The sequence below is a fragment of the Streptomyces sp. NPDC008238 genome (genome assembly GCF_042956445.1).
Taxonomy (GTDB): Bacteria; Actinomycetota; Actinomycetes; order Streptomycetales; family Streptomycetaceae; genus Actinacidiphila.
Genome location: NZ_JBIBGK010000009.1, coordinates 215,874 through 233,322, shown reverse-complemented (window position 1 = coordinate 233,322; position 17,449 = coordinate 215,874). Strand labels below are relative to the sequence as shown.

The 17,449-nt window shown below is 69.7% G+C and carries 21 protein-coding genes; 11 read left to right on the top strand and 10 right to left on the bottom strand.

The window, feature by feature from the left end:
• The first annotated feature begins 248 nt into the window (after positions 1-248).
• Entirely contained in the window at positions 249-2,504 is a 2,256-nt protein-coding gene (locus ACFZAU_RS21165) for a catalase (RefSeq protein WP_500553517.1), read from the top strand.
• Positions 2,505-2,573: 69 nt separating this feature from the next.
• Here ACFZAU_RS21165 and ACFZAU_RS21160 read toward each other — a convergent pair whose 3' ends face one another.
• Positions 2,574-2,915: a DUF3140 domain-containing protein gene (locus ACFZAU_RS21160; RefSeq protein ID WP_500553460.1), complete on the bottom strand. Its 342-nt coding sequence runs from the start codon at positions 2,913-2,915 to the stop codon at positions 2,574-2,576.
• A gap of 3 nt (positions 2,916-2,918) precedes the next feature.
• Positions 2,919-3,134 carry a hypervirulence associated TUDOR domain-containing protein gene (locus ACFZAU_RS21155; protein ID WP_500553459.1) on the bottom strand — a complete coding sequence of 72 codons (216 nt, stop codon included), beginning with the start codon at positions 3,132-3,134 and terminating at the stop codon, positions 2,919-2,921.
• A gap of 597 nt (positions 3,135-3,731) precedes the next feature.
• On the opposite strand from ACFZAU_RS21155, the gene ctaD reads away from it, so the two are divergent.
• A complete protein-coding gene (gene ctaD, locus ACFZAU_RS21150) occupies positions 3,732-5,456 on the top strand; it encodes an aa3-type cytochrome oxidase subunit I (RefSeq protein WP_500553458.1) in 1,725 nt (574 codons plus the stop codon).
• The gene (locus tag ACFZAU_RS21145; protein WP_500553457.1) at positions 5,453-5,824 is read left to right on the top strand and encodes a hypothetical protein; all 372 of its coding nucleotides are present in this window, start codon (positions 5,453-5,455) and stop codon (positions 5,822-5,824) included. The genes ctaD and ACFZAU_RS21145 overlap by 4 nt, the downstream gene beginning before the upstream one ends.
• A 358-nt stretch (positions 5,825-6,182) precedes the next feature.
• Here the strand turns inward: ACFZAU_RS21145 and ACFZAU_RS21140 are convergent, their stop codons facing one another.
• Both ACFZAU_RS21140 and ACFZAU_RS21135 read right to left on the bottom strand, forming a co-directional pair.
• Positions 6,183-6,938: a GNAT family N-acetyltransferase gene (locus ACFZAU_RS21140; protein WP_500553456.1), complete on the bottom strand. Its 756-nt coding sequence runs from the start codon at positions 6,936-6,938 to the stop codon at positions 6,183-6,185.
• Between the two features lie 88 nt (positions 6,939-7,026).
• Complete coding sequence (locus tag ACFZAU_RS21135; RefSeq protein WP_500553455.1) at positions 7,027-8,433, bottom strand: amidase; 1,407 nt, start codon at positions 8,431-8,433, stop codon at positions 7,027-7,029.
• Between the two features lie 451 nt (positions 8,434-8,884).
• Between ACFZAU_RS21135 and ACFZAU_RS21130 the strand changes: the two genes are divergently transcribed.
• From ACFZAU_RS21130 to ACFZAU_RS21105, 6 genes are all read left to right on the top strand, one after another.
• Positions 8,885-9,490 (top strand): TetR/AcrR family transcriptional regulator, encoded by a 606-nt coding sequence (locus ACFZAU_RS21130; RefSeq protein WP_500553453.1) that lies wholly within the window; start codon positions 8,885-8,887, stop codon positions 9,488-9,490.
• Between the two features lie 686 nt (positions 9,491-10,176).
• A complete protein-coding gene (locus ACFZAU_RS21125) occupies positions 10,177-10,584 on the top strand; it encodes a hypothetical protein (RefSeq protein ID WP_500553452.1) in 408 nt (135 codons plus the stop codon).
• An 85-nt stretch (positions 10,585-10,669) separates the two neighbouring features.
• Positions 10,670-11,395, top strand: coding sequence for a DUF6766 family protein (locus ACFZAU_RS21120; RefSeq protein WP_500553451.1), 726 nt, complete (start codon positions 10,670-10,672; stop codon positions 11,393-11,395).
• Positions 11,396-11,603: 208 nt separating this feature from the next.
• The gene (locus ACFZAU_RS21115) at positions 11,604-11,846 is read left to right on the top strand and encodes an acyl carrier protein (protein WP_499600300.1); all 243 of its coding nucleotides are present in this window, start codon (positions 11,604-11,606) and stop codon (positions 11,844-11,846) included.
• 508 nt (positions 11,847-12,354) lie between these two features.
• Positions 12,355-12,969, top strand: coding sequence for a flavodoxin family protein (locus ACFZAU_RS21110; protein WP_500553450.1), 615 nt, complete (start codon positions 12,355-12,357; stop codon positions 12,967-12,969).
• A gap of 193 nt (positions 12,970-13,162) precedes the next feature.
• Positions 13,163-14,119 (top strand): TIGR03557 family F420-dependent LLM class oxidoreductase, encoded by a 957-nt coding sequence (locus ACFZAU_RS21105; RefSeq protein ID WP_500553449.1) that lies wholly within the window; start codon positions 13,163-13,165, stop codon positions 14,117-14,119.
• A gap of 136 nt (positions 14,120-14,255) precedes the next feature.
• Here the strand turns inward: ACFZAU_RS21105 and ACFZAU_RS21100 are convergent, their stop codons facing one another.
• The 3 genes from ACFZAU_RS21100 to ACFZAU_RS21090 form a co-directional block, all read right to left on the bottom strand.
• Positions 14,256-14,477 (bottom strand): hypothetical protein, encoded by a 222-nt coding sequence (locus tag ACFZAU_RS21100; protein ID WP_500553448.1) that lies wholly within the window; start codon positions 14,475-14,477, stop codon positions 14,256-14,258.
• 399 nt (positions 14,478-14,876) lie between these two features.
• Entirely contained in the window at positions 14,877-15,107 is a 231-nt protein-coding gene (locus ACFZAU_RS21095) for a DUF6480 family protein (protein ID WP_500553447.1), read from the bottom strand.
• 94 nt (positions 15,108-15,201) lie between these two features.
• The gene (locus ACFZAU_RS21090) at positions 15,202-15,840 is read right to left on the bottom strand and encodes a UdgX family uracil-DNA binding protein (protein ID WP_500553446.1); all 639 of its coding nucleotides are present in this window, start codon (positions 15,838-15,840) and stop codon (positions 15,202-15,204) included.
• A gap of 58 nt (positions 15,841-15,898) precedes the next feature.
• Between ACFZAU_RS21090 and ACFZAU_RS21085 the strand changes: the two genes are divergently transcribed.
• Positions 15,899-16,129, top strand: coding sequence for an SDR family NAD(P)-dependent oxidoreductase (locus ACFZAU_RS21085; RefSeq protein WP_500553445.1), 231 nt, complete (start codon positions 15,899-15,901; stop codon positions 16,127-16,129).
• Positions 16,126-16,314 carry a hypothetical protein gene (locus ACFZAU_RS21080; RefSeq protein ID WP_500553444.1) on the top strand — a complete coding sequence of 63 codons (189 nt, stop codon included), beginning with the start codon at positions 16,126-16,128 and terminating at the stop codon, positions 16,312-16,314. The genes ACFZAU_RS21085 and ACFZAU_RS21080 overlap by 4 nt, the downstream gene beginning before the upstream one ends.
• A gap of 19 nt (positions 16,315-16,333) precedes the next feature.
• Here ACFZAU_RS21080 and ACFZAU_RS21075 read toward each other — a convergent pair whose 3' ends face one another.
• The 3 genes from ACFZAU_RS21075 to ACFZAU_RS21065 form a co-directional block, all read right to left on the bottom strand.
• Positions 16,334-16,489 (bottom strand): DUF6131 family protein, encoded by a 156-nt coding sequence (locus ACFZAU_RS21075; RefSeq protein WP_499600307.1) that lies wholly within the window; start codon positions 16,487-16,489, stop codon positions 16,334-16,336.
• A gap of 50 nt (positions 16,490-16,539) precedes the next feature.
• On the bottom strand, positions 16,540-16,866 hold the full coding sequence (locus ACFZAU_RS21070) for a plasmid stabilization protein (protein WP_500553443.1): 327 nt from the start codon (positions 16,864-16,866) through the stop codon (positions 16,540-16,542).
• A 92-nt stretch (positions 16,867-16,958) separates the two neighbouring features.
• Positions 16,959-17,435 carry a hypothetical protein gene (locus ACFZAU_RS21065; RefSeq protein WP_500553442.1) on the bottom strand — a complete coding sequence of 159 codons (477 nt, stop codon included), beginning with the start codon at positions 17,433-17,435 and terminating at the stop codon, positions 16,959-16,961.
• Between the last annotated feature and the right edge of the window lie 14 nt (positions 17,436-17,449).

The following is a 17,449-nucleotide window of genomic DNA, read 5'->3' as shown; positions in this document are numbered from 1 at the left end:
CCCGTGACGGGGCACCGCGTTCTGCACAGCCGGTGTCGTCCGCTGCGCGGCCTGGCCCGTGGCACCGGCGCCGCGCGCCCGACACGCACTCGGGGGCACATCCGCCGCGAACGGCGGACATCCCCGCGGGTCCCGTTTGTGCGCCGGCGGCACCGGTTACCGGCAGGCGAAAGGGTTTCCCGAGGACGAAGCAGGAGAGTGCCATGGCCAACGAGCCGGGCCCGGTGAAGAAGATCGTCGACAAGGTGATGGACGCGGCCGCCGAGCTGACCCCGGCGGGACGCGCGGAGATCCCGGGCGTGCCGGGCAGCATGCCGCCCACGGTCGAGGAACCGGTGGAGCCGCACCCGCCGCTGCCGCCCAAGCCCGATCAGGGTGTGCCCACGCCGCTCAGCGCGACGGGCCGCCCCGACGGCCCGTCCAAGACCGTCCGGGCCCAGGACGGGGCGTTCCTCACCACGGCGCAGGGGGCACGGCTGCCGGACACCGACCACTCGCTCAAGGCCGGACCGCGCGGCCCGGTGCTGCTGCAGGACCACCATCTGCGCGAGAAGGTCATGCACTTCGACCACGAGCGGATCCCGGAGCGGGTGGTGCACGCCCGGGGTGCCGCCGCGCACGGCGTCTTCCGCGGGTACGGCACGGCGGCCGAGGTCTGCAAGGCCGCCTTCCTCGCGAAGGACGTCGACACGCCGGTCTTCGTGCGGTTCTCCACCGTCCTGGGTTCGCGGGGGTCCGCCGACACCGTACGCGACACGCGGGGGTTCGCCACCAAGTTCTACACGTCCGAGGGCGTGTTCGACCTGGTCGGCAACAACATCCCGGTGTTCTTCATCCAGGACGCGATCAAGTTCCCTGACATCATCCACGCCGGCAAACCCCACCCGGACCGGGAGATCCCGCAGGCGCAGAGCGCCCACGACACCTTCTGGGACTTCGTCTCGCTGCACACCGAGGCCACCCACCACACGATGTGGAACATGTCCGACCGCGGCATCCCGCGTTCCTTCCGCACGATGGAGGGGTTCGGCGTCCACACCTTCCGCCTGGTCGGCGAGAGCGGCGCCACCACGCTGGTGAAGTTCCACTGGAAGCCGAAGGCCGGTGTGCACTCCCTCGTGTGGGAGGAGGCGCAGATGATCAGCGGCATGGACCCGGACTTCCACCGCCGCGACCTCGCCGACGCCATCGAGGCGGGCGCCTTCCCGCAGTGGGAGCTGGGCATCCAGACGTTCCCGGACACCCCCGAGCAGACCTTCCAGGGCATCGACCTGCTGGATCCGACGAAGATCGTCCCGGAGGAGCTGGCGCCGGTGCAGCCGGTGGGGCTGCTCACCCTCAACGCCAACCCCACCAACTTCTTCGCCGAGACCGAGCAGGTCGCCTTCCACGTCGGGCACCTGGTGCCGGGCATCGACATCACCGACGACGCGCTGCTGGCCGGGCGTCTCTTCTCGTACCTCGACACGCAAATCACCCGCCTGGGCGGGCCCAACTTCCCGCAGATCCCGGTCAACCGGCCGCACGCCGCCGTCAACGACATGCTGCGGGACGGCTTCCACCAGGACGCGGTGCACACCGGCGTCGCCCCGTACAAGCCCAACTCCCTGGACGGCGGTTGCCCGTTCTTCGCCGGCGCCGGGGACCGCGCCTACATCGAACACCCCACGCCCGTGGCGGCGGCGGCGAAGGTGCGCGAGGCGCCGGCGTCGTTCGACGACCACTTCAGCCAGCCCCGGTTGTTCTGGCTGAGCATGAGCCCCGCCGAGCGCGAACACATCATCGCCGCCTACACGTTCGAGCTGGGCAAGTGCTACGAGCAGGCCATCAGGGAACGCACCCTCAAGGTACTGGCGAACGTCGATCCCTACCTGTGCCGGCAGGTGGCGCAGGGACTCGGCCTCCCCACTCCCACGGCCACCGAGCCGCTCGCCGACGCGCAGCCCAGCCCCGCGCTCTCGCAGGTCGGCCACACCTGGCCGACCGACGGACGCGTCATCGGCATCGTCACGGACGGCACCGGTGACCTGGGCGCGGTGGACGCCGTCCGGCGCTCGGTGCTGGCGAACGACATGGTCGCGCTGGTCGTCGCGCCCACGGGTGGCACGCTCATGGGCGAGGGCGCCGATCCGGTCACCGTGCAGCGCAGTTTCGCCACCGCGCGCTCGGTGGAGTTCGACGCCGTGCTGCTGGCCGGGACCCCCGGGCCGGCCGCCGACGCCCAGGGCGGCCGTGACGCCAAGGCGGGCGCCCCGCCGCTCGCCGCGGCGCCGGTGGACCCCCGCATCGTGCTGATGCTGCAGGAGGCCTACCGGCACGCCAAGCCGATCGGGGCCTGGGGCGACGCGGCACCCGCCCTGCGCGCGGCCGGCATCGACGACGGGGCGCTCGGCGTCGTCACCGGCTCCGACGGCGAGGGGGTGCTGCGCGACGTGACGGCACTGCTGGGCGCGCACCGGGTGTGGGACCGCTTCCCGGCCCCGGCGGAGAGCGACGCGGTCTGAGTGCCAGGACCGACGCAAGCCACCTCGGCCGGTTCGCGCCGGCCGAGGTGGCCCCTTCACGGGCACCGGTCAGTCCAGCGGATCGTGGCCCCAGTTCATCAGCGAGTACCGCCATCGGGTGTCCGTGACGTCGCCGCCGGGACGCTGCTCGACGTGCCGGTGCACGTAGCCGACGACCTTGCGCATGTGCGCCAGGTCGCCTTCGCTCAGGTCGCCCTTCTTGGTGCGCAGGAGCGTGACGATGCGCCGCCCTGAGGCGTGTCCGACGCTCTCGCCGCCGTCACTCTGGCCGACGCTCTTCGACTCCTCGGTGGCGAGCCACTTCTCGAGCCGGTCCGCGGTCATGTTGACCGCCTCTTCGAAGGCGTCCACCGTCCGGTTCCGGTCGTCGTGCTTCTGGGCCTGGGCCATGGCTCATCCCTCCTTGCCGAGCGCTCCCGGCTTGTGCACGGCCGAGCGACCGCTCTTGTCGCTCTCCACCTCGTACTGCGGTTGCTCGCTCGACGCGTCGACGGTCCGGCCCGCGGCGCGGGTCCGTTTCGTGATCTTCTTCTTGACCTTTCCCGTCACCTTCTGGCCGTGGCTCTTCCAGGACACCTCGTCGCCCTTGCCGAGATCCCGTTCGCTCATGGCATCCTCCTCGGCTGTCGCCCCCGCACTGGTGCGCCTGCCCATGCCACCGCGTCCGATGCGGCATGTTCCGCCATGCCCGAGCAGGGTGACCGGCAGTGGCGCTCCCCTCACTGCCGGACGTCCGGCACCGGCCCCGGCGCACGGGGCCTGTCACGCTCCGAGGGTGTCGTCGTCCACGACCTCAAGGGCGGACGGCGTCCTCCGCAGGTCCCTCATCCGGCTCCGCTGCCCCACCGCTCGGGAGTCGGCGGCGCACTCGGCAAGGGCAAGTGCGCCGCCCTGCGGGACACCACCGGACCGGGCCGCGATCAACGGATACCAGAGCGGCAGGTCGTGACGTCGATCTGCGGGACGCCCCGAGAAGGGAAGTCACCCGTACGGCGCCTTCGCGCCCACAGCAGGCGTAGCGCACGGGTCAGGCGCCGACGCGGGGCTGCCGGGCCATCTCCCCGACCGCCGCGCCCACGGTCGGGGCAATCCGCTCCGGTCGCCGGTGGCCGCACTACGAAGGACCTTGGCAAAGGTGCCCGGACACCTTGAAGTGCGGGAAAGGGCAGCGGAAAACGCGAACGTGGTGGAAGGGCGGCACCAGGCATGGCTGTGCAGGTGGAACCGACACAGGGGGCGGAACGGGAGCGGCTCAAGCCGGGCGCCGTCATCGTCGACTGGCTGACGACGACGGACCACAAGAAGATCGGGTCGCTCTACCTGGGCAGCGCCTTCGGATTCTTCTTGATCGGCGGTGTTCTGGCACTGGTGATGCGGGCGGAGCTGGCCCGGCCAGGCATCCAGATCCTCTCGAACGAGCAGTACAACCAGGCGTTCACCATGCACGGCACGATGATGCTGCTGATGTTCGCCACCCCGCTGTTCGCCGGGTTCGCGAATGCCATCATGCCGCTGCAGATCGGCTCCCCCGACGTGGCGTTCCCGCGGCTGAACATGCTGTCCTACTGGCTTTTCCTGTTCGGATCGCTGATCGCCGTGGCCGGCTTCTTCACCACCCAGGGGGCCGCGGACTTCGGCTGGACCGCCTACACCCCGCTCTCCGGGGGCGAACGCACCCCCTACGCAGGGGGCAACATGTGGATCCTGGGCCTGGCGATGTCCGGGTTCGGCACGATCCTCGGCGCGGTCAACTTCATCACCACGATCATCTGCATGCGCTGCCCCGGGATGACCATGTTCCGGATGCCGATCTTCACCTGGAACATCCTGCTGACCTCGGTGCTGGTGCTGTTCGCGTTCCCGGTGCTGGCCGCCGCCCTGCTCGTCCTCTTCGCGGACCGCAAGTTCGGCGCGCACGTGTACGACCCGGAGAACGGCGGGCCGCTGCTGTGGCAGCACCTGTTCTGGTTCTTCGGCCACCCCGAGGTCTACATCATCGCCCTGCCCTTCTTCGGCATCGTCACCGAGGTCATCCCCGTCTTCGCCCGCAAGCCCGTCTTCGGCTACGTCAGCCTGATCGGTGCGACCATCTCCATCGCGGGCCTGTCGGCCACCGTGTGGGCCCACCACATGTTCGCCACCGGTGCGGTCCTGCTGCCCTTCTTCGCGTTCATGACCTACCTGATCGCCGTGCCGACGGGGGTGAAGTTCTTCAACTGGATCGGCACCATGTGGAAGGGGTCGCTGAGTTTCGAGACCCCCATGCTGTGGGCGATCGGCTTCCTCGTCACCTTCCTGTTCGGCGGCCTGACCGGAGTCGTCCTGGCCTCGCCACCGCTGGACTTCCACGTCACCGACTCCTACTTCGTGGTCGCCCATTTCCACTACGTCGTCTTCGGCACCGTGGTGTTCGCGATGTTCGCCGGCTTCCACTTCTGGTGGCCCAAGTTCACCGGCAAGATGCTCGACGAACGCCTGGGAAAGATCCACTTCTGGACCCTGTTCATCGGCTTCCACACCACCTTCCTCGTCCAGCACTGGCTGGGCGCCGAGGGCATGCCCCGCCGCTACGCCGACTACCTGGCCGCCGACGGCTTCACCACCCTGAACACCGTCTCCTCCATCGGCGCGTTCCTGCTGGGCCTGTCCACCCTGCCGTTCCTGTACAACGTGTGGAAGTCGGCCCGCTACGGCAGGCCGGTCGAGGTCGACGACCCCTGGGGCTACGGCCGCTCCCTGGAGTGGGCGACCTCCTGCCCGCCCCCACGGCACAACTTCCTCACCCTGCCCAAGATCCGTTCCGAGTCCCCGGCGTTCGACCTCCACCACCCCGACGTCGCCGCCCTCGACCAGGAACTCAACGCCGGCCGCCGCGACGTCGTCGAACCGGGCCAGGGCGCCGCGAAACCGCTCGGCGAGGGGCAGGGATGACGTGGCCGGCCGGTGGGGCCGGCGATCCCGCCGCAGCGGACGGCATCGCGCGGTGCGAGGACTTCCTCTCGTGGCATGCCGAGGCAGGCGACGCCAGGATCGCCGCGCGTGCCTTCGCCGACCGCATGCCATGGCTGACCGCCGGCCAGCGGGACGAAGTGCTCCGGCTCTACGTCGCCGACCGCCTGGAACTGGTCGGCGTGATGCTGCGGCGGACCTCCCGGCGCGAAGGGGATCTGCACAGCGAGTACGACCTGCGCCACCGGACCTTGCGGAACCGCCTGCTCTGCACGGTCGTCACCGTCGCCCTGCTGACGGCGGCGGTCTGCATCCCCGTGCCGCTGCTGTTGCTGCTCACGGGAGACTGAGCCCCGTTGCCCGACGACCCGTTCGGGCGTGCGGACCATCTGGTGTCGGCAGGTCGGCGCACACAAGCGCTGGGCCCTCGCCGCTCGCACGACGGGGGCCCAGCTCTCACACGGCACCGAGGGCTCATGGACGTAGGGCCCTCCAGCACTCACGACCAGTTTCGTCACGCCGGAGGCTGCGCGCGCCCGGGGCGGTCCGGGCGGGTGATCTTGACGGCCCGTCGGCATTCCTGCCGTCCGTCGCGGCCGAAGCGAGGGCAGGCGTGCGCGGCACGCCCGCCGTCGGCTGCGTTCGCACCACGCTGTGGACCTCCGGGGTCGGCGCCGTGGCCTCGGCCGGTGCCGGTCATCCCTGCCGTTAGGGGCGGGGCGTGAGCCTGGTGACTTCGATCGTGGTCAGTCGGCGGAACCCGATGCGCTCGTAGAGCGCCATGGCGCCCGTGTTGGTATCGATGACGTGGAGGAAGACCTCGTCGCCGCGGGCACGGATGCGGGCGGCGACAGCCCGCATCAAGCGGGTGGCCAGCCCCTGGCCGCGGAAGGCCGGGTCCGTGCACACCGCGCTGACCTCGGTCCAGCCTTGCGGGTTGCCCGTGGGTGCGGAGAAGCGTTCGCCGGCCATCGCGGCGAGGACGCCGTTCCGGCGGATGCCGAGGTATCCGCCCAACTCGATGGTGCGCGTGAGGAACGGGCCCGGTGTGGTCCGTGCGGCCAGATCCGCCATGGCCGGAACGTCGTCGGTGGTCAGTTCGCGGATCTCCGGGTCCTCCGCGTCCTCGGGGCCCGCGGCCAGTCCGGCTCCGGAGAACTGAACCACGTTCAACCGGTGGAGATCGATGTGGTGGTCGGCCGCCCAGGACTCGGGCAACGCCCCTGGCTCCCGGTGCAGGAGGGCGCCGCCCGTCCGGCGGGTGAGTCCGGCGAGGTCACGCCAGTCCTGTTCGGTGGCCTCGTCCGGAACCGCGGCGAAGGGAGCCACCGAGTCCAGATATCGCAGGGCCCGGCCCTCACCGTCCGCGAACCGCGCGTGCCGGCTGTTCAGCGCCGCGAACACCACGTTCACCAGCACCCTCGTGTCAGGGCTCGTTGAGGCGTCATGCAAGGGGGTGGTCATGACCATCCGGTCGGTCGGGGCGGCTTGTGCCGCGCGGTTGCGGTGGGTCGGGGTCGGTGCGCCGCTCGGCTCCCGCTCTCCCCCGCCGCTAGAGGGCGGGGTGCCGGTCGTGCACCGAGCTGAGTGTTTCCAGCAGCGAGGCGGCATGGAGAACAGTCGATTCCGCGTACGGGGCGGCCGCCAGCTGTACCGCGATCGGCATGCCGTCGCTGCTCGTGCCGAACCGCATCGACAGGGCCGGATGCCCCGTCAGGTTGAAGGGGACGGTCGTCGAGCTCACATGGAAGGCGCCCATGGTCCGGCCGTCGAGGGTGAACTCCTCCAGCTGGTGCCGGTGGGCCGGGATCGTCGTCACGGGGAGCAGCAGGACGTCGTACTGATGGAAGAACGTCGCCATGGCGTCCCGGAGGCGCTCGACGGCCTGCTCGGCCAGGACGAAGTCCTCCACCGAGGTGTCGGGCATGGTGGCCACGAACCTGGAGTAGCTGAACATCTGGTCCTCGTGGCCCGCGGTGACCTGGCGGAAGGCCGGCTTCACCTCCATGGTGCTCAGCTTGGTCCACAGTTCGAGCGGATTGTCCCGCTCGAACGCCGGGATGCTCACGGCGTCGACCCGGGCTCCCACCCCCTGCAGGGCTTCGGCGGCCGCCTGGACGGTCGCGGCGACCTCCGGGTCGGTCGGGCCGAGTCCCGAGTCGACCAGCCAGCCCACCCGCAGGGGCCGGTCCGGGGTGTCGCCCAGGCCGGTGTCGAACCCGGGTGGGACGGTGGCGAATCCGTCGGCGCCGTCGGGGCCGGCCAGGAGGGTGTAGGCGAGTGCGAGGTCGCGGATGCTGCGGGCCATGGGACCGACGTGCCAGTTGCGGCGGGGCTCGCGCGGCCAGATCCCGGTCATCGGGATGCGCCCGTGCGTCGGCTTGAAGGACGAGACACCGGTGTCCGCAGCCGGCCCGCGTACCGAGATGGACAGGTCGGTGGCGAGCCCGAGCGGCGACATCCCGGCGGCGATCGCGGCGGACTCACCGCCGCTCGAACCGCCGGGCGAACGGTCGACGTCCCACGGGTTGTTCGTCCTGCCCGTCAGGAGGTTGTCGGACTCGATCCAGTACGAGAACTCCGGGAGATTGGTCTTCGCCAGCAGGATCGCGCCGGCTTCCTTGACGCGCGCGACAGCGGTGGCATCCGTGTCGGGGACACGCCCGGCGAAAATGGGCGAGCCGCGCTGGGTGAGCACCCCAGCGGTGTCGAACGAGTCCTTGGCCGTGAAGGGCACGCCGTGGAGCGGTCCTACGTCCCCGCCCCGGGCGAGCTCGTCGTCCGCAGCCTTCGCGGCCTCCAGCGCACCGTCGACGAGCGTGACGATCGCATTGAGCCGCGGGTTGACGGCCTCGATGCGATCCAGATGCGCCTGCACCACCTCGACCGAGGAGACCTTCCCGGCACGGATCAGCTCGGCGAGCTCGTTCGCATCGGCGTAATTCAGGTCGGTGGTCATGATGCGTCCTTTCTGGACCGGTCCACTACTGCGCCCGAACCGGTCTGTGCGCGAGGAATGTGCGCGGACGTCGAGCAACGACAGGACAGGGCAGGCGCCGGCTTCGGGAACGGCCGTGCCGGTGTCGAGGACATCCGCGGCGGCAGAGGAGTTCTCCGGCGACGAGACAGCCACGTGACGCACAGCCCGTTCCGGCCGGCGATCGGGGCCGTTTCACCGGGGCCGCCCTGATGGACGATCAGGAAGTCCTTCATGCGCAAGCGAACGCCTCATGTGCGGCTCGCGGGACTGCTTCGAGGCACGTGGCAGGCCGGCCAGGAACCAGCGGAGTGTCGACGTACAGCATGAGGAGGACCTCCTCAAGACGGCCGGGACGGCCGCGCTCTTGGGATCTCGTCCGCGATCGGATACTATATAGGTCATCATACATCGCACAAGGAGAAGGCGCGGGATGGGCAAGCGGACGGACGCCAAGCAGAAGATGGTGCAGGCCGCCAAACAGCTGATCCGGCAGCGCGGCTACAACGGCACGGCCTTTTCCGACGTGCTCGAACTCAGCGGCACATCTCGCGGCTCTGTCTACTTCCACTTCCCTGGCGGCAAGACACAACTGGCCATCGAAGCCGCCGAAGCCCACGCCTTCGAGCAGGTGGAGATCATCGACCGGGCCGCGCACCAGGCGACCTCCGCAGTCCAGCTGGTCGAGCTCTACATCGACCTGGGTCGCGAAGGCATGATCGCCGGCGAATACGGGCGCGGCTGCGCCATCGCACCACTGATCATCGAAGGTGCCACACAGGAGTCGGCCGAGATCGCCGAGACCGGGCGCCGGGCCTTCTCGGAGATGACCGACAGGCTCGCCTTCCACTTCGTCGCCCTCGGCGTCGCGCGGACCTCGGCGAGGACTCTCGCCGAGGCCACGATCGCTGGCATCCAGGGAGCGATGATCACCTCACGCGCCCTGCGAAGCCCCACGCCGTACGAGTCCGTGCGCGCCGTACTCGTCAGCCATGCCGCGAGCGTGTCGCCGAAGAGCGGCGGACGCATCCGTACCTGACGGTCGCGGCACCGGCTCCACCCCAGGGGCCGGCAGCGTGCCTCCGGAGCCACCCCTCCCACGGAGGGTCGCTCGTCGCGTCCTTGTACTGCGGGGCCCGTCCGGTGCCAGTAGTATGCAGGGCGACATACATGTCAATCGTGCACCGGAAACGGGGCAGGCTACCGATCGGCGGTCGCAGCCCCGGTGTCCACCGCGGCCGCGAGGTGAGGGCGCCGACGATGGCGCTACCGGTCTAGGTGTACTCGGCCGACACCCCGGCCCCGACCTTGGGTGACGTTGGGGGGGACCACCACGGTGCCATGCCGCGCAAAGGCATGGGCCCCTGGAACCAGCCTGGTGAAAGACGCGGGACCGGACCGCCCCCATGGGCTCGACCGCAACAGAACCTGCTCGAACCGCGGCGCGCACGGGCAGCCCGCCAACCGGCGGACGAGCGTGTCGGACCACTGCGTACCACCGGCCTGGCCACCGTGGCCTGCAGTGATCCTGGACGCGCCTACGCGCCACTGCCGGGCGATCCCTGCGGCAGAAATTGCCGCTGCGGCGCATGATGGTACTGCGGTCCTGTCGTACAGACGAGCCCATGGCGGGACCGCTTGGCGCGTCACTTTCAGAATGCGGCGCCCACTGGGGATGTGAGGCAGTCGTCCAAAGGGACACAGGGCACCGCTCGAGGAGGTGGGATGCCTCGCAGGGGCTACCGGACGGTGGCGGCGATCGCAGTGTTCGCCGCGGTGAGTGCCTGCGGCACCCTGGCCGAGCGGCAGGACGCGGTGTCCACGACGGCGGTCCGTTTCGAGCGGGACCTGAGTGACCGGCGACCCGAGTCACTGTGCTCGGCGCTCGCACCCGTCACTCGTGACGAGCTGGAGCAGGCGGCGGAGCAACCGTGCCACGAGGCGATCACCGGGGAAGAGCTGCCCGCCGCCGGTGCCGTACGCCACGTGGACGTCTACGGCGGTCAGGCCCTGGTGGTCCTGGAGCACGACACCTTGTTCCTGGCGCACTTCCCCACCGGCTGGAAGATCAGCGCCGCCGGGTGCACGCCGGTGCCACAACAGCCCTACCAGTGCAAGATCAAGGGCAGGTGAGACCCATGCGGACGTTGTTCGGCGGCACCCTTCTGCTGATCGCGGTCGGCTTGGCGTACTTCATGGCGCTGGGGCTGATGCACCGATGAGCACATCCCCGGACGCCCGCCGAAAGGAACCCCCCGAGCGGCGGCGGGTGCGGCGCTTCCTGCGCGACAACAGCCTCGGGCTGGCCTTCATGTCGGCCTTCCTGCTCGCCCTCGCCGGACAGGCGGTAGCCGGCCACGCCGAATTCAACAACCAGCTCGTCACCGACGGTCTGGCTCCGGTGGGGTTCGCCGCCTACCTGGCGTCCTCGGACTTCGCCGTCGACGTGACGGAGAACTGGCAGTCCGAGTACCTGCAGTTCTTCCTCTACATCTTCGCCACCGTCTGGTTGCTGCAACGCGGTTCCTCCGAGTCCAAGGAACTCGGCAAAGCAGGCACCGAGTCCGACGAGGAACAGCGAACGGGCAGCCACGCCCACCGCGACTCACCCCGGCTGGCGGCGGAAGGCAACTGGCGCGGGATCCTCTACTCGCGTTCCCTCGGCCTGGTCATGGCGGTGATCTTCCTGCTGTCGTGGCTCGCCCAGTCCGTCGCCGGGGTCGCCGCGTACAACGAGACGCAGCTGCGCCAACTGCAGGCCCCGACCACCTGGTCCCACTACCTCTCGTCCGCCGACTTCTGGAGTCGTAGCCTGCAGAACTGGCAGTCCGAACTCCTGGCCGTCGGGTCCATGGCCATCCTGGCCATCTACCTGCGGCAGCGCGGTTCACCGGAGTCCAAGCCCGTCGGGGCGCCGCACGACGCCACCGGCGTCGAAGGCTGACCGGTGCCGGCGTCGGGCGGGCAGCGAGCACCCTGCTTCAGGCCGACCGGCGGGTGACCTCCGTGGCGGGAGCGGTCATCGGCTCGCCCACGCCCTTCCGTGTCTCCGCGGTGCCTCCTTCGGCGCTGGGCAACGAGGGGGCATGTGTGCCGTTTGTCCGATTTCGGCACGGGCAGGCGTGCAGTGTTCTCATGAACGGAGAAGAACGATGGCGACAGGTGAGACAGGATTCAAGGACGTGGCCTACGACTTGGTGTCGGTCCAATACCACTCACTGAAGGCGGGACACGACTACGGTCAGTACGTCAGGGACGCGAAGAGCGCCGGCGAGAACGACATCGCGGACTTCTTCCAGGACGTCATGCGGGAGGACTCCGAGCGTGCGGCTCGCTGCCACCAGTTCCTGTCGGAACTGGCCGAGAAGGGCGACATCGGCCCTGTCGCGTCCTGACCGCCGCACGGGTGCCCGGGTCCACCGCCCCGCGCGGCGGCGGACCTCCCGGGCGCCCGTGCGCCGCGGGTAGCGCCGGTAAGCCAGCGCCTCTGGTGTTGGTCACCGAGACAGTCGGAAGACCCGCTGGGGCGCGAGATGCCAGATTGCCTCGCTAGGCGCACGCTGTAAGCAATGAGGACAACCGCCGGAACGCCAAAGGCTCTCGCGGCCCTCAACTCCGATGGGCCGGTCCTTGTCCGTGGTGGTGTGACGGGACCGGCCCATTGGTGTGGGGCCGGGTCTGAACCGGTACGGGAAAGGGGCACTCAAAAGGAGCACCGCCATCGTCGAGGAGGAATCCACGGCCAAGCGTGATCCCCGTAAGGGCGACGAGGTGTCGTGGAAGAGCCAGTGGGCGAGTGTGTCGGCCACGCCTCGGGTCGGCGCATCGTCGCGCGACCGCGGGTTTCCCCGGTGTCGGTCTCGTCCCAGGTGTGGACCGGTCTCCATGGGTTAGCCGAGTCCCATGGAGAAGACACCCTTGCGAGCCCTGGCACTGGTTTGCACCCTCAGTCCTTCCCCGGCCCGCTCCAGCTCACAACTGCTGGCCGACCAGACACTCGAGGCACTGCGGTCGCACGGCGTAGCCGGCGAGTCCGTGCGCGTGGTCGACCACGATGTGCGCCCCGGCGTGGCGGTCGACATGGGTGACGGGGACGCGTGGCCGGCCATCCGGGAGAAGGTCCTCGCAGCCGACATCCTGGTGCTGTCGACCCCGATATGGCTGGGCCACCCATGCAGCGTCACCCAGCGGGTGCTGGAACGCCTGGACGGTGAACTCTCGGAGTCCGACGACCAGGGCCGCCCCCTGACGTACGGCAAGGTCGCGGCAGTATGCGTTGTCGGCAACGAGGACGGCGCGCACAAGGTCAGTGCCGACGTGTTCCAGGCCCTCAACGACGTCGGATTCTCCCTGGCCGCCGGGGCAGCCACCTACTGGGTCGGCGAGGCGATGCAGGGTACCGACTACCAGGACTTGGACAAGACGCCCGATGCTGTGGCCGCGACCACCAAGACGGTCGCCGCCAATGCCGCCCATCTGGCCCACATGCTGCGTGCTGCCGCCTTCCCCGCGGCGTGATGCACCACCGGCGGCGCACTCCAGGCCGGACACCCCACTCTGATGGCAGCGTGCACTGCGCACGAAAAGACACCCTGCGCGGAGGATCGGAGAGACCGGGAACGTGCGGTCTCCCGCAGAGGTGCTGCAAGGCATCGAGAGGACCGAACGGGCCCACCCCTCGTCCGATCATCAACATGTCAGAAGGAACCCCATGACCGCCTACGGATACTTCCTGTCCTCGGAAGAGTTCGCGCCGGCTGAACTGATCGATCAGGCACGCATGGCCGAGCAGGCCGGGTTCGAAGCCCTGGCCATCTCCGACCACTTCCACCCGTGGAACGACGAGCAGGGCGAAAGCCCGTTCGTCTGGTCCATGATCGGAGCACTGTCCCAGGTCACTTCGCTGCCGATCACCACGCTGGTCACCTGCCCCACGGTCCGTCTGCACCCGGCAATCAATGCCCAGGCCGCCGCTACAGCGGCTGTGCTCACCGACGGCCGCTTCCGCTTCGGGCTGGGGAGCGGTGAGGCACTCAACGAGCACATTCTCGGGGACCCTTGGCCCGAGGCCTCCGAGCGCCTGCAGATGCTGGAAGAGGCCGTCCACATCATCAGGAAGCTCTCCACCGGAGAGCGCGTCACCCACCACGGCACCCACTACACGGTGCAGAACGCCCGAATCTACACCGTTCCCGAGGAACCGGCACCGCTGTACATCTCCGGCTTCGGGCCGGAGGCGGCGGCCCTGGCCGGCCGCATCGGTGACGGCTTCGTCACCATGAAACCCGACGTGACGCTGGTCGAACAGTTCCGGCGAGCCGGGGGCGGCAGCAAACCGGTCATCGGCGGACTGAAGGTCTGCTGGGACACCGACCGGGCACGGGCGGTGAAGACCGTGCACCGGCTGTGGCCCAACGAACAGCTACCGGGCGAGCTGGCCCAGATCCTCCCCACTCCCGAACACTTCGAGCAGGCCGCCACTCTCGTCACCGAGGACATGATCGCCCACGCCATCGTCTGCGGCAACGCCCTCGACGACCACGTCGAGGCCGTCCGGGCCTATTCTCAGGCCGGCTTCGACGAGGTCTACGTGAACCAGATCGGCCCTGACCAAGACCAGTTCTTCGACTTCTACCGCGGGGAAGTCCTCCCCTGCCTGCGCGCGTGAGTCTCTTGGAGGGCCTGCGTTCATCTGGCGGGCTGCGTCTGGGAAGGTGCAGCCACGAGCTGGTCCGCGAAGACCGCCCCGAGTGATGATTCGGCGGCCTCATCGCCTTAGCGGTGGCGGCATGGGCCGCCGTCCGCTAGAGCTCCGACATGAGCCGCGCCGCCGCCTTGTCGCTGGCGTGCCCTTCAAGGGCGGCCCACTCTGCGACATCGAATGGCCACCGCCTGTCGGCGTAGGCGATGACGACGTGACAGCCGTCTTGGCGGACGGTGTGCCGGGCGTCGCCGGGTTCGGAACCAGCGGCCACGACCGCCGCAGCCGAGGCGGCGTTGCGGCACTTCAGGCGGGTCTTGGGCATGGTCAGCGCTCCTGCCTCGCTCGTCGACGCGTAGGACGGTGCCAATGCGGGAGCTTAGCCGCAGCAAAGATCAACGTCTTCCCATGGAGTGCATTCGGCGCAAAGACGCTGCCGTGGGTCCGAGCAGCAGCAAGAACGCCGCGCCCCTGGTTGCAGACGGCGGTAGTCACCTCAGAAGGCCCTGGGATGTGTCAGCAGGTCGGCGAGGAGGGGCCCCCTCTGAGCCTGGCGGAGGTTCTGGTGCGGTACCGAACGGCGCCGCAAAGGTCACTCTTGTAGCCGGGGACTCCGGCGGTGCTGAAGCCGTCTGGAAGCGGCGCGTTCGACTTCGTACCCCCGCATGACCCGCGTCCCGCTTCGCTGCGCGCCTCGGCGGACGGCCGGGGCCTGCGGGGGTGGCTAGGACGACAGGGCGACGATCATCGCGATGACCCCGGCGAGGAAGATCGCGACGACGCCGAGGATGATCACCAAGGGTGCGAAGCCCCATGCGTTGTGGAGTTCCGGTCGCTCGGGGAGGGAGATCCCCTCGGTGGTGCTGCTCTCAGCCGGGGGCGTCTCGGTGGGCGGCACCTTGTGATCGGTGCCGCTGTGGAGGCCGGATCGGTGGCCGGCAGGCGGCGTGGTCATGGCGCACCTCCCTGGGAAGGCGGTCAGTGCATCTGGTGTGTGATTTCCCGCGTACGGTCCGGGGAAACGGAGCCCCTCCCTCCGGGGGTCCGGGTCAGCCGGGTGCGAGCGCTTCGGCGACCACGCGCAGGTCCGCGACCAGCCCGGCGTACATCTCCTCGCGGTTCTCGCCGGCGCGCAGCACGGCGGAGGGGTGGACGGTGGCGAGCACGTGGGCGCCGTCGAGGGGCACGCCCGGTGTGAGGAGTCTGCCGCGCTGCCGGGTGACCCGGAACTCCGGGCCCATCAGCGCCTTGGCCGCGGTCGCGCCGAGCGCGACGACGATCCGCGGAGCGATCCGTTCCAGCTCGGCGTCCAGCCACGGCTTGCAGGCGGCGACCTCGCGGAGCGTGGGCTGCTTGTGGATCCGCCGCTTGCCGCCCTCGGGGACCGTGAACTTGAAGTGCTTGACGGCGTTGGTGACGTAGGCGTCGGCGGGATCGATGCCTGCCTCCGCCAGCGCCTTGTCCAGTACCTTGCCGGCCGGTCCGACGAAGGGGCGGCCCTGCCGGTCCTCCTGGTCCCCCGGCTGCTCACCGACCAGGACGACGCTCGCGGACGGCTCGCCCCGGCCGAAGACGGTCCGGGTCGCGTCCGCATGGAGCGGGCACCCCCGGCAACCGGCGGCGGCGCTGCGAAGCGCCGCCAGGTCCGCGTCCTCGGGGACGTAGGGCGAGGCGTCGTATTCCGCCATGTTGCGCGCCTACCCCCGCCATCCGGTACGAAGCGCCCGATCCGGGTAGCCGAGGCCCATGACGAAGCGACGACAGACCAGGACGGTCGTGGTGACCGGGGCCAGCGGTGGTGTCGGCAGGGCCGTGGCCCGCGCCTTCGCCGCCCGCGGGGACCGGGTCGCGTTGCCGGCCCGCGGGCGCACGGGGCTGGCCGCGGCGGCCGACGACGTCGTACGGGCCGGCGGCGAGGTGGCGCGTACGGGCTTCCGCTCGCAACCGCCGAGGAGGGCGATCCGGCGGCCCCGGTGAACCTGTGGTCGCCGGCCGACGGGGCCGGGGGGCACGATTTCGGCGCGCACGGCCGCTTCGACGAACTCGCGCACTCGTCGAGCGTCCAGTCCTGGGTGTCGCGTCACCACGCGGCCGTGGTGGCTGCGGCGCTGGCCGCCGCGGCCGCCGGGGTGGCGGTCGCGCGCGGTCTGCGTGGTGTCTGAGGGGAGCGACAGGCGCCGCCTACCAGTAGTGCCGGCGTCCGCCGACCTGGTGCCCCACGGCGCCCAGCACCCAGAGCACGAGGCCGATGATCACGAGGATGATCCCGATGGTCCACAGGATCGAGATCCCCGTGAGGAAGCCGATGATCAGCAGGATGATGCCGAGGATGAGCATGGTGTCCTCCGTTGGTCCGCTTGGGTCCCCTCCGGTCCGCCGTCGCTCGGTCAGCCGCCGTTCAGGGCGCGCTGGAGTTCGGCCTTGTTCATGTGGGAGCGGCCGTCGACGTTGCGGCGCTTGGCCTCGGCGTAGAGCTGGTCGTAGGTCGGTCCCTGCGAGCCCTTGCCGGAGCGCTGTCCCCCGCGCTTGCCCGAGGACATGTCCTGGGTGGAGCTGCGACTGGCCGTCTTGGACTCGCCCGCGCGGGCGCGTTCCTTGTTGACCGTGCGGGCGGCGATCTCCTCGGCCCGCTTCTCGCTCTCGCCCCGGTCCTTCGCGCTCTCCTTGATGTGCTCGTACTGCCGCTCACGCTTGCGGTTCGACCCAGCCGGCATTGGTTTCACCCCATTTGCTCGTTTGGTCCTGAGTAACGGCTACCCCGTACCGGCGAATCATCACCAGGTTCACCCCCGCGACCTCCCGGAGGTCAGCCCAGACCCGCACCCACGGCATCGCGGCGTACGGTCTCGACGGTGTCGATCTGCTCCTGCGCCCGGTCCAGCAGCGTCCGCAGCCGCTCCTCGTCCAGGTCCTTCTCCGGGGTGAGCGACAGCAGCGACTGCCACAGCAGGCTCTTGCCCTCGATGCCCAGGCGCAGCGCCTCGAGTTCGATGACCGTGCTCAGCCCGGAGCGGCGGATGACCCGTCCGTTGAGCTTGAGCAGACGCGCCTTCTCGGCGAGCCACCCCGCGTAGATCTTGTGCCGGTGTGCCGGGACGTCGAGGGACGCCATCAGGTCGAGGAGGCTCTGCCGGTCCTCCTCGATCTCGTCCGCCACGCGCCGCAGTTCGTCGCCGTGGGGCGCGGACTTGTGGTGCTCGGCGAGGTGACGGGACATGAGCTGCCCAGTGGTGGATCCGGCCAGATGGTCGTTCAGGTAGATCTCGAGGGCTTCCTGACTCATGGCGGCTCCCCCTC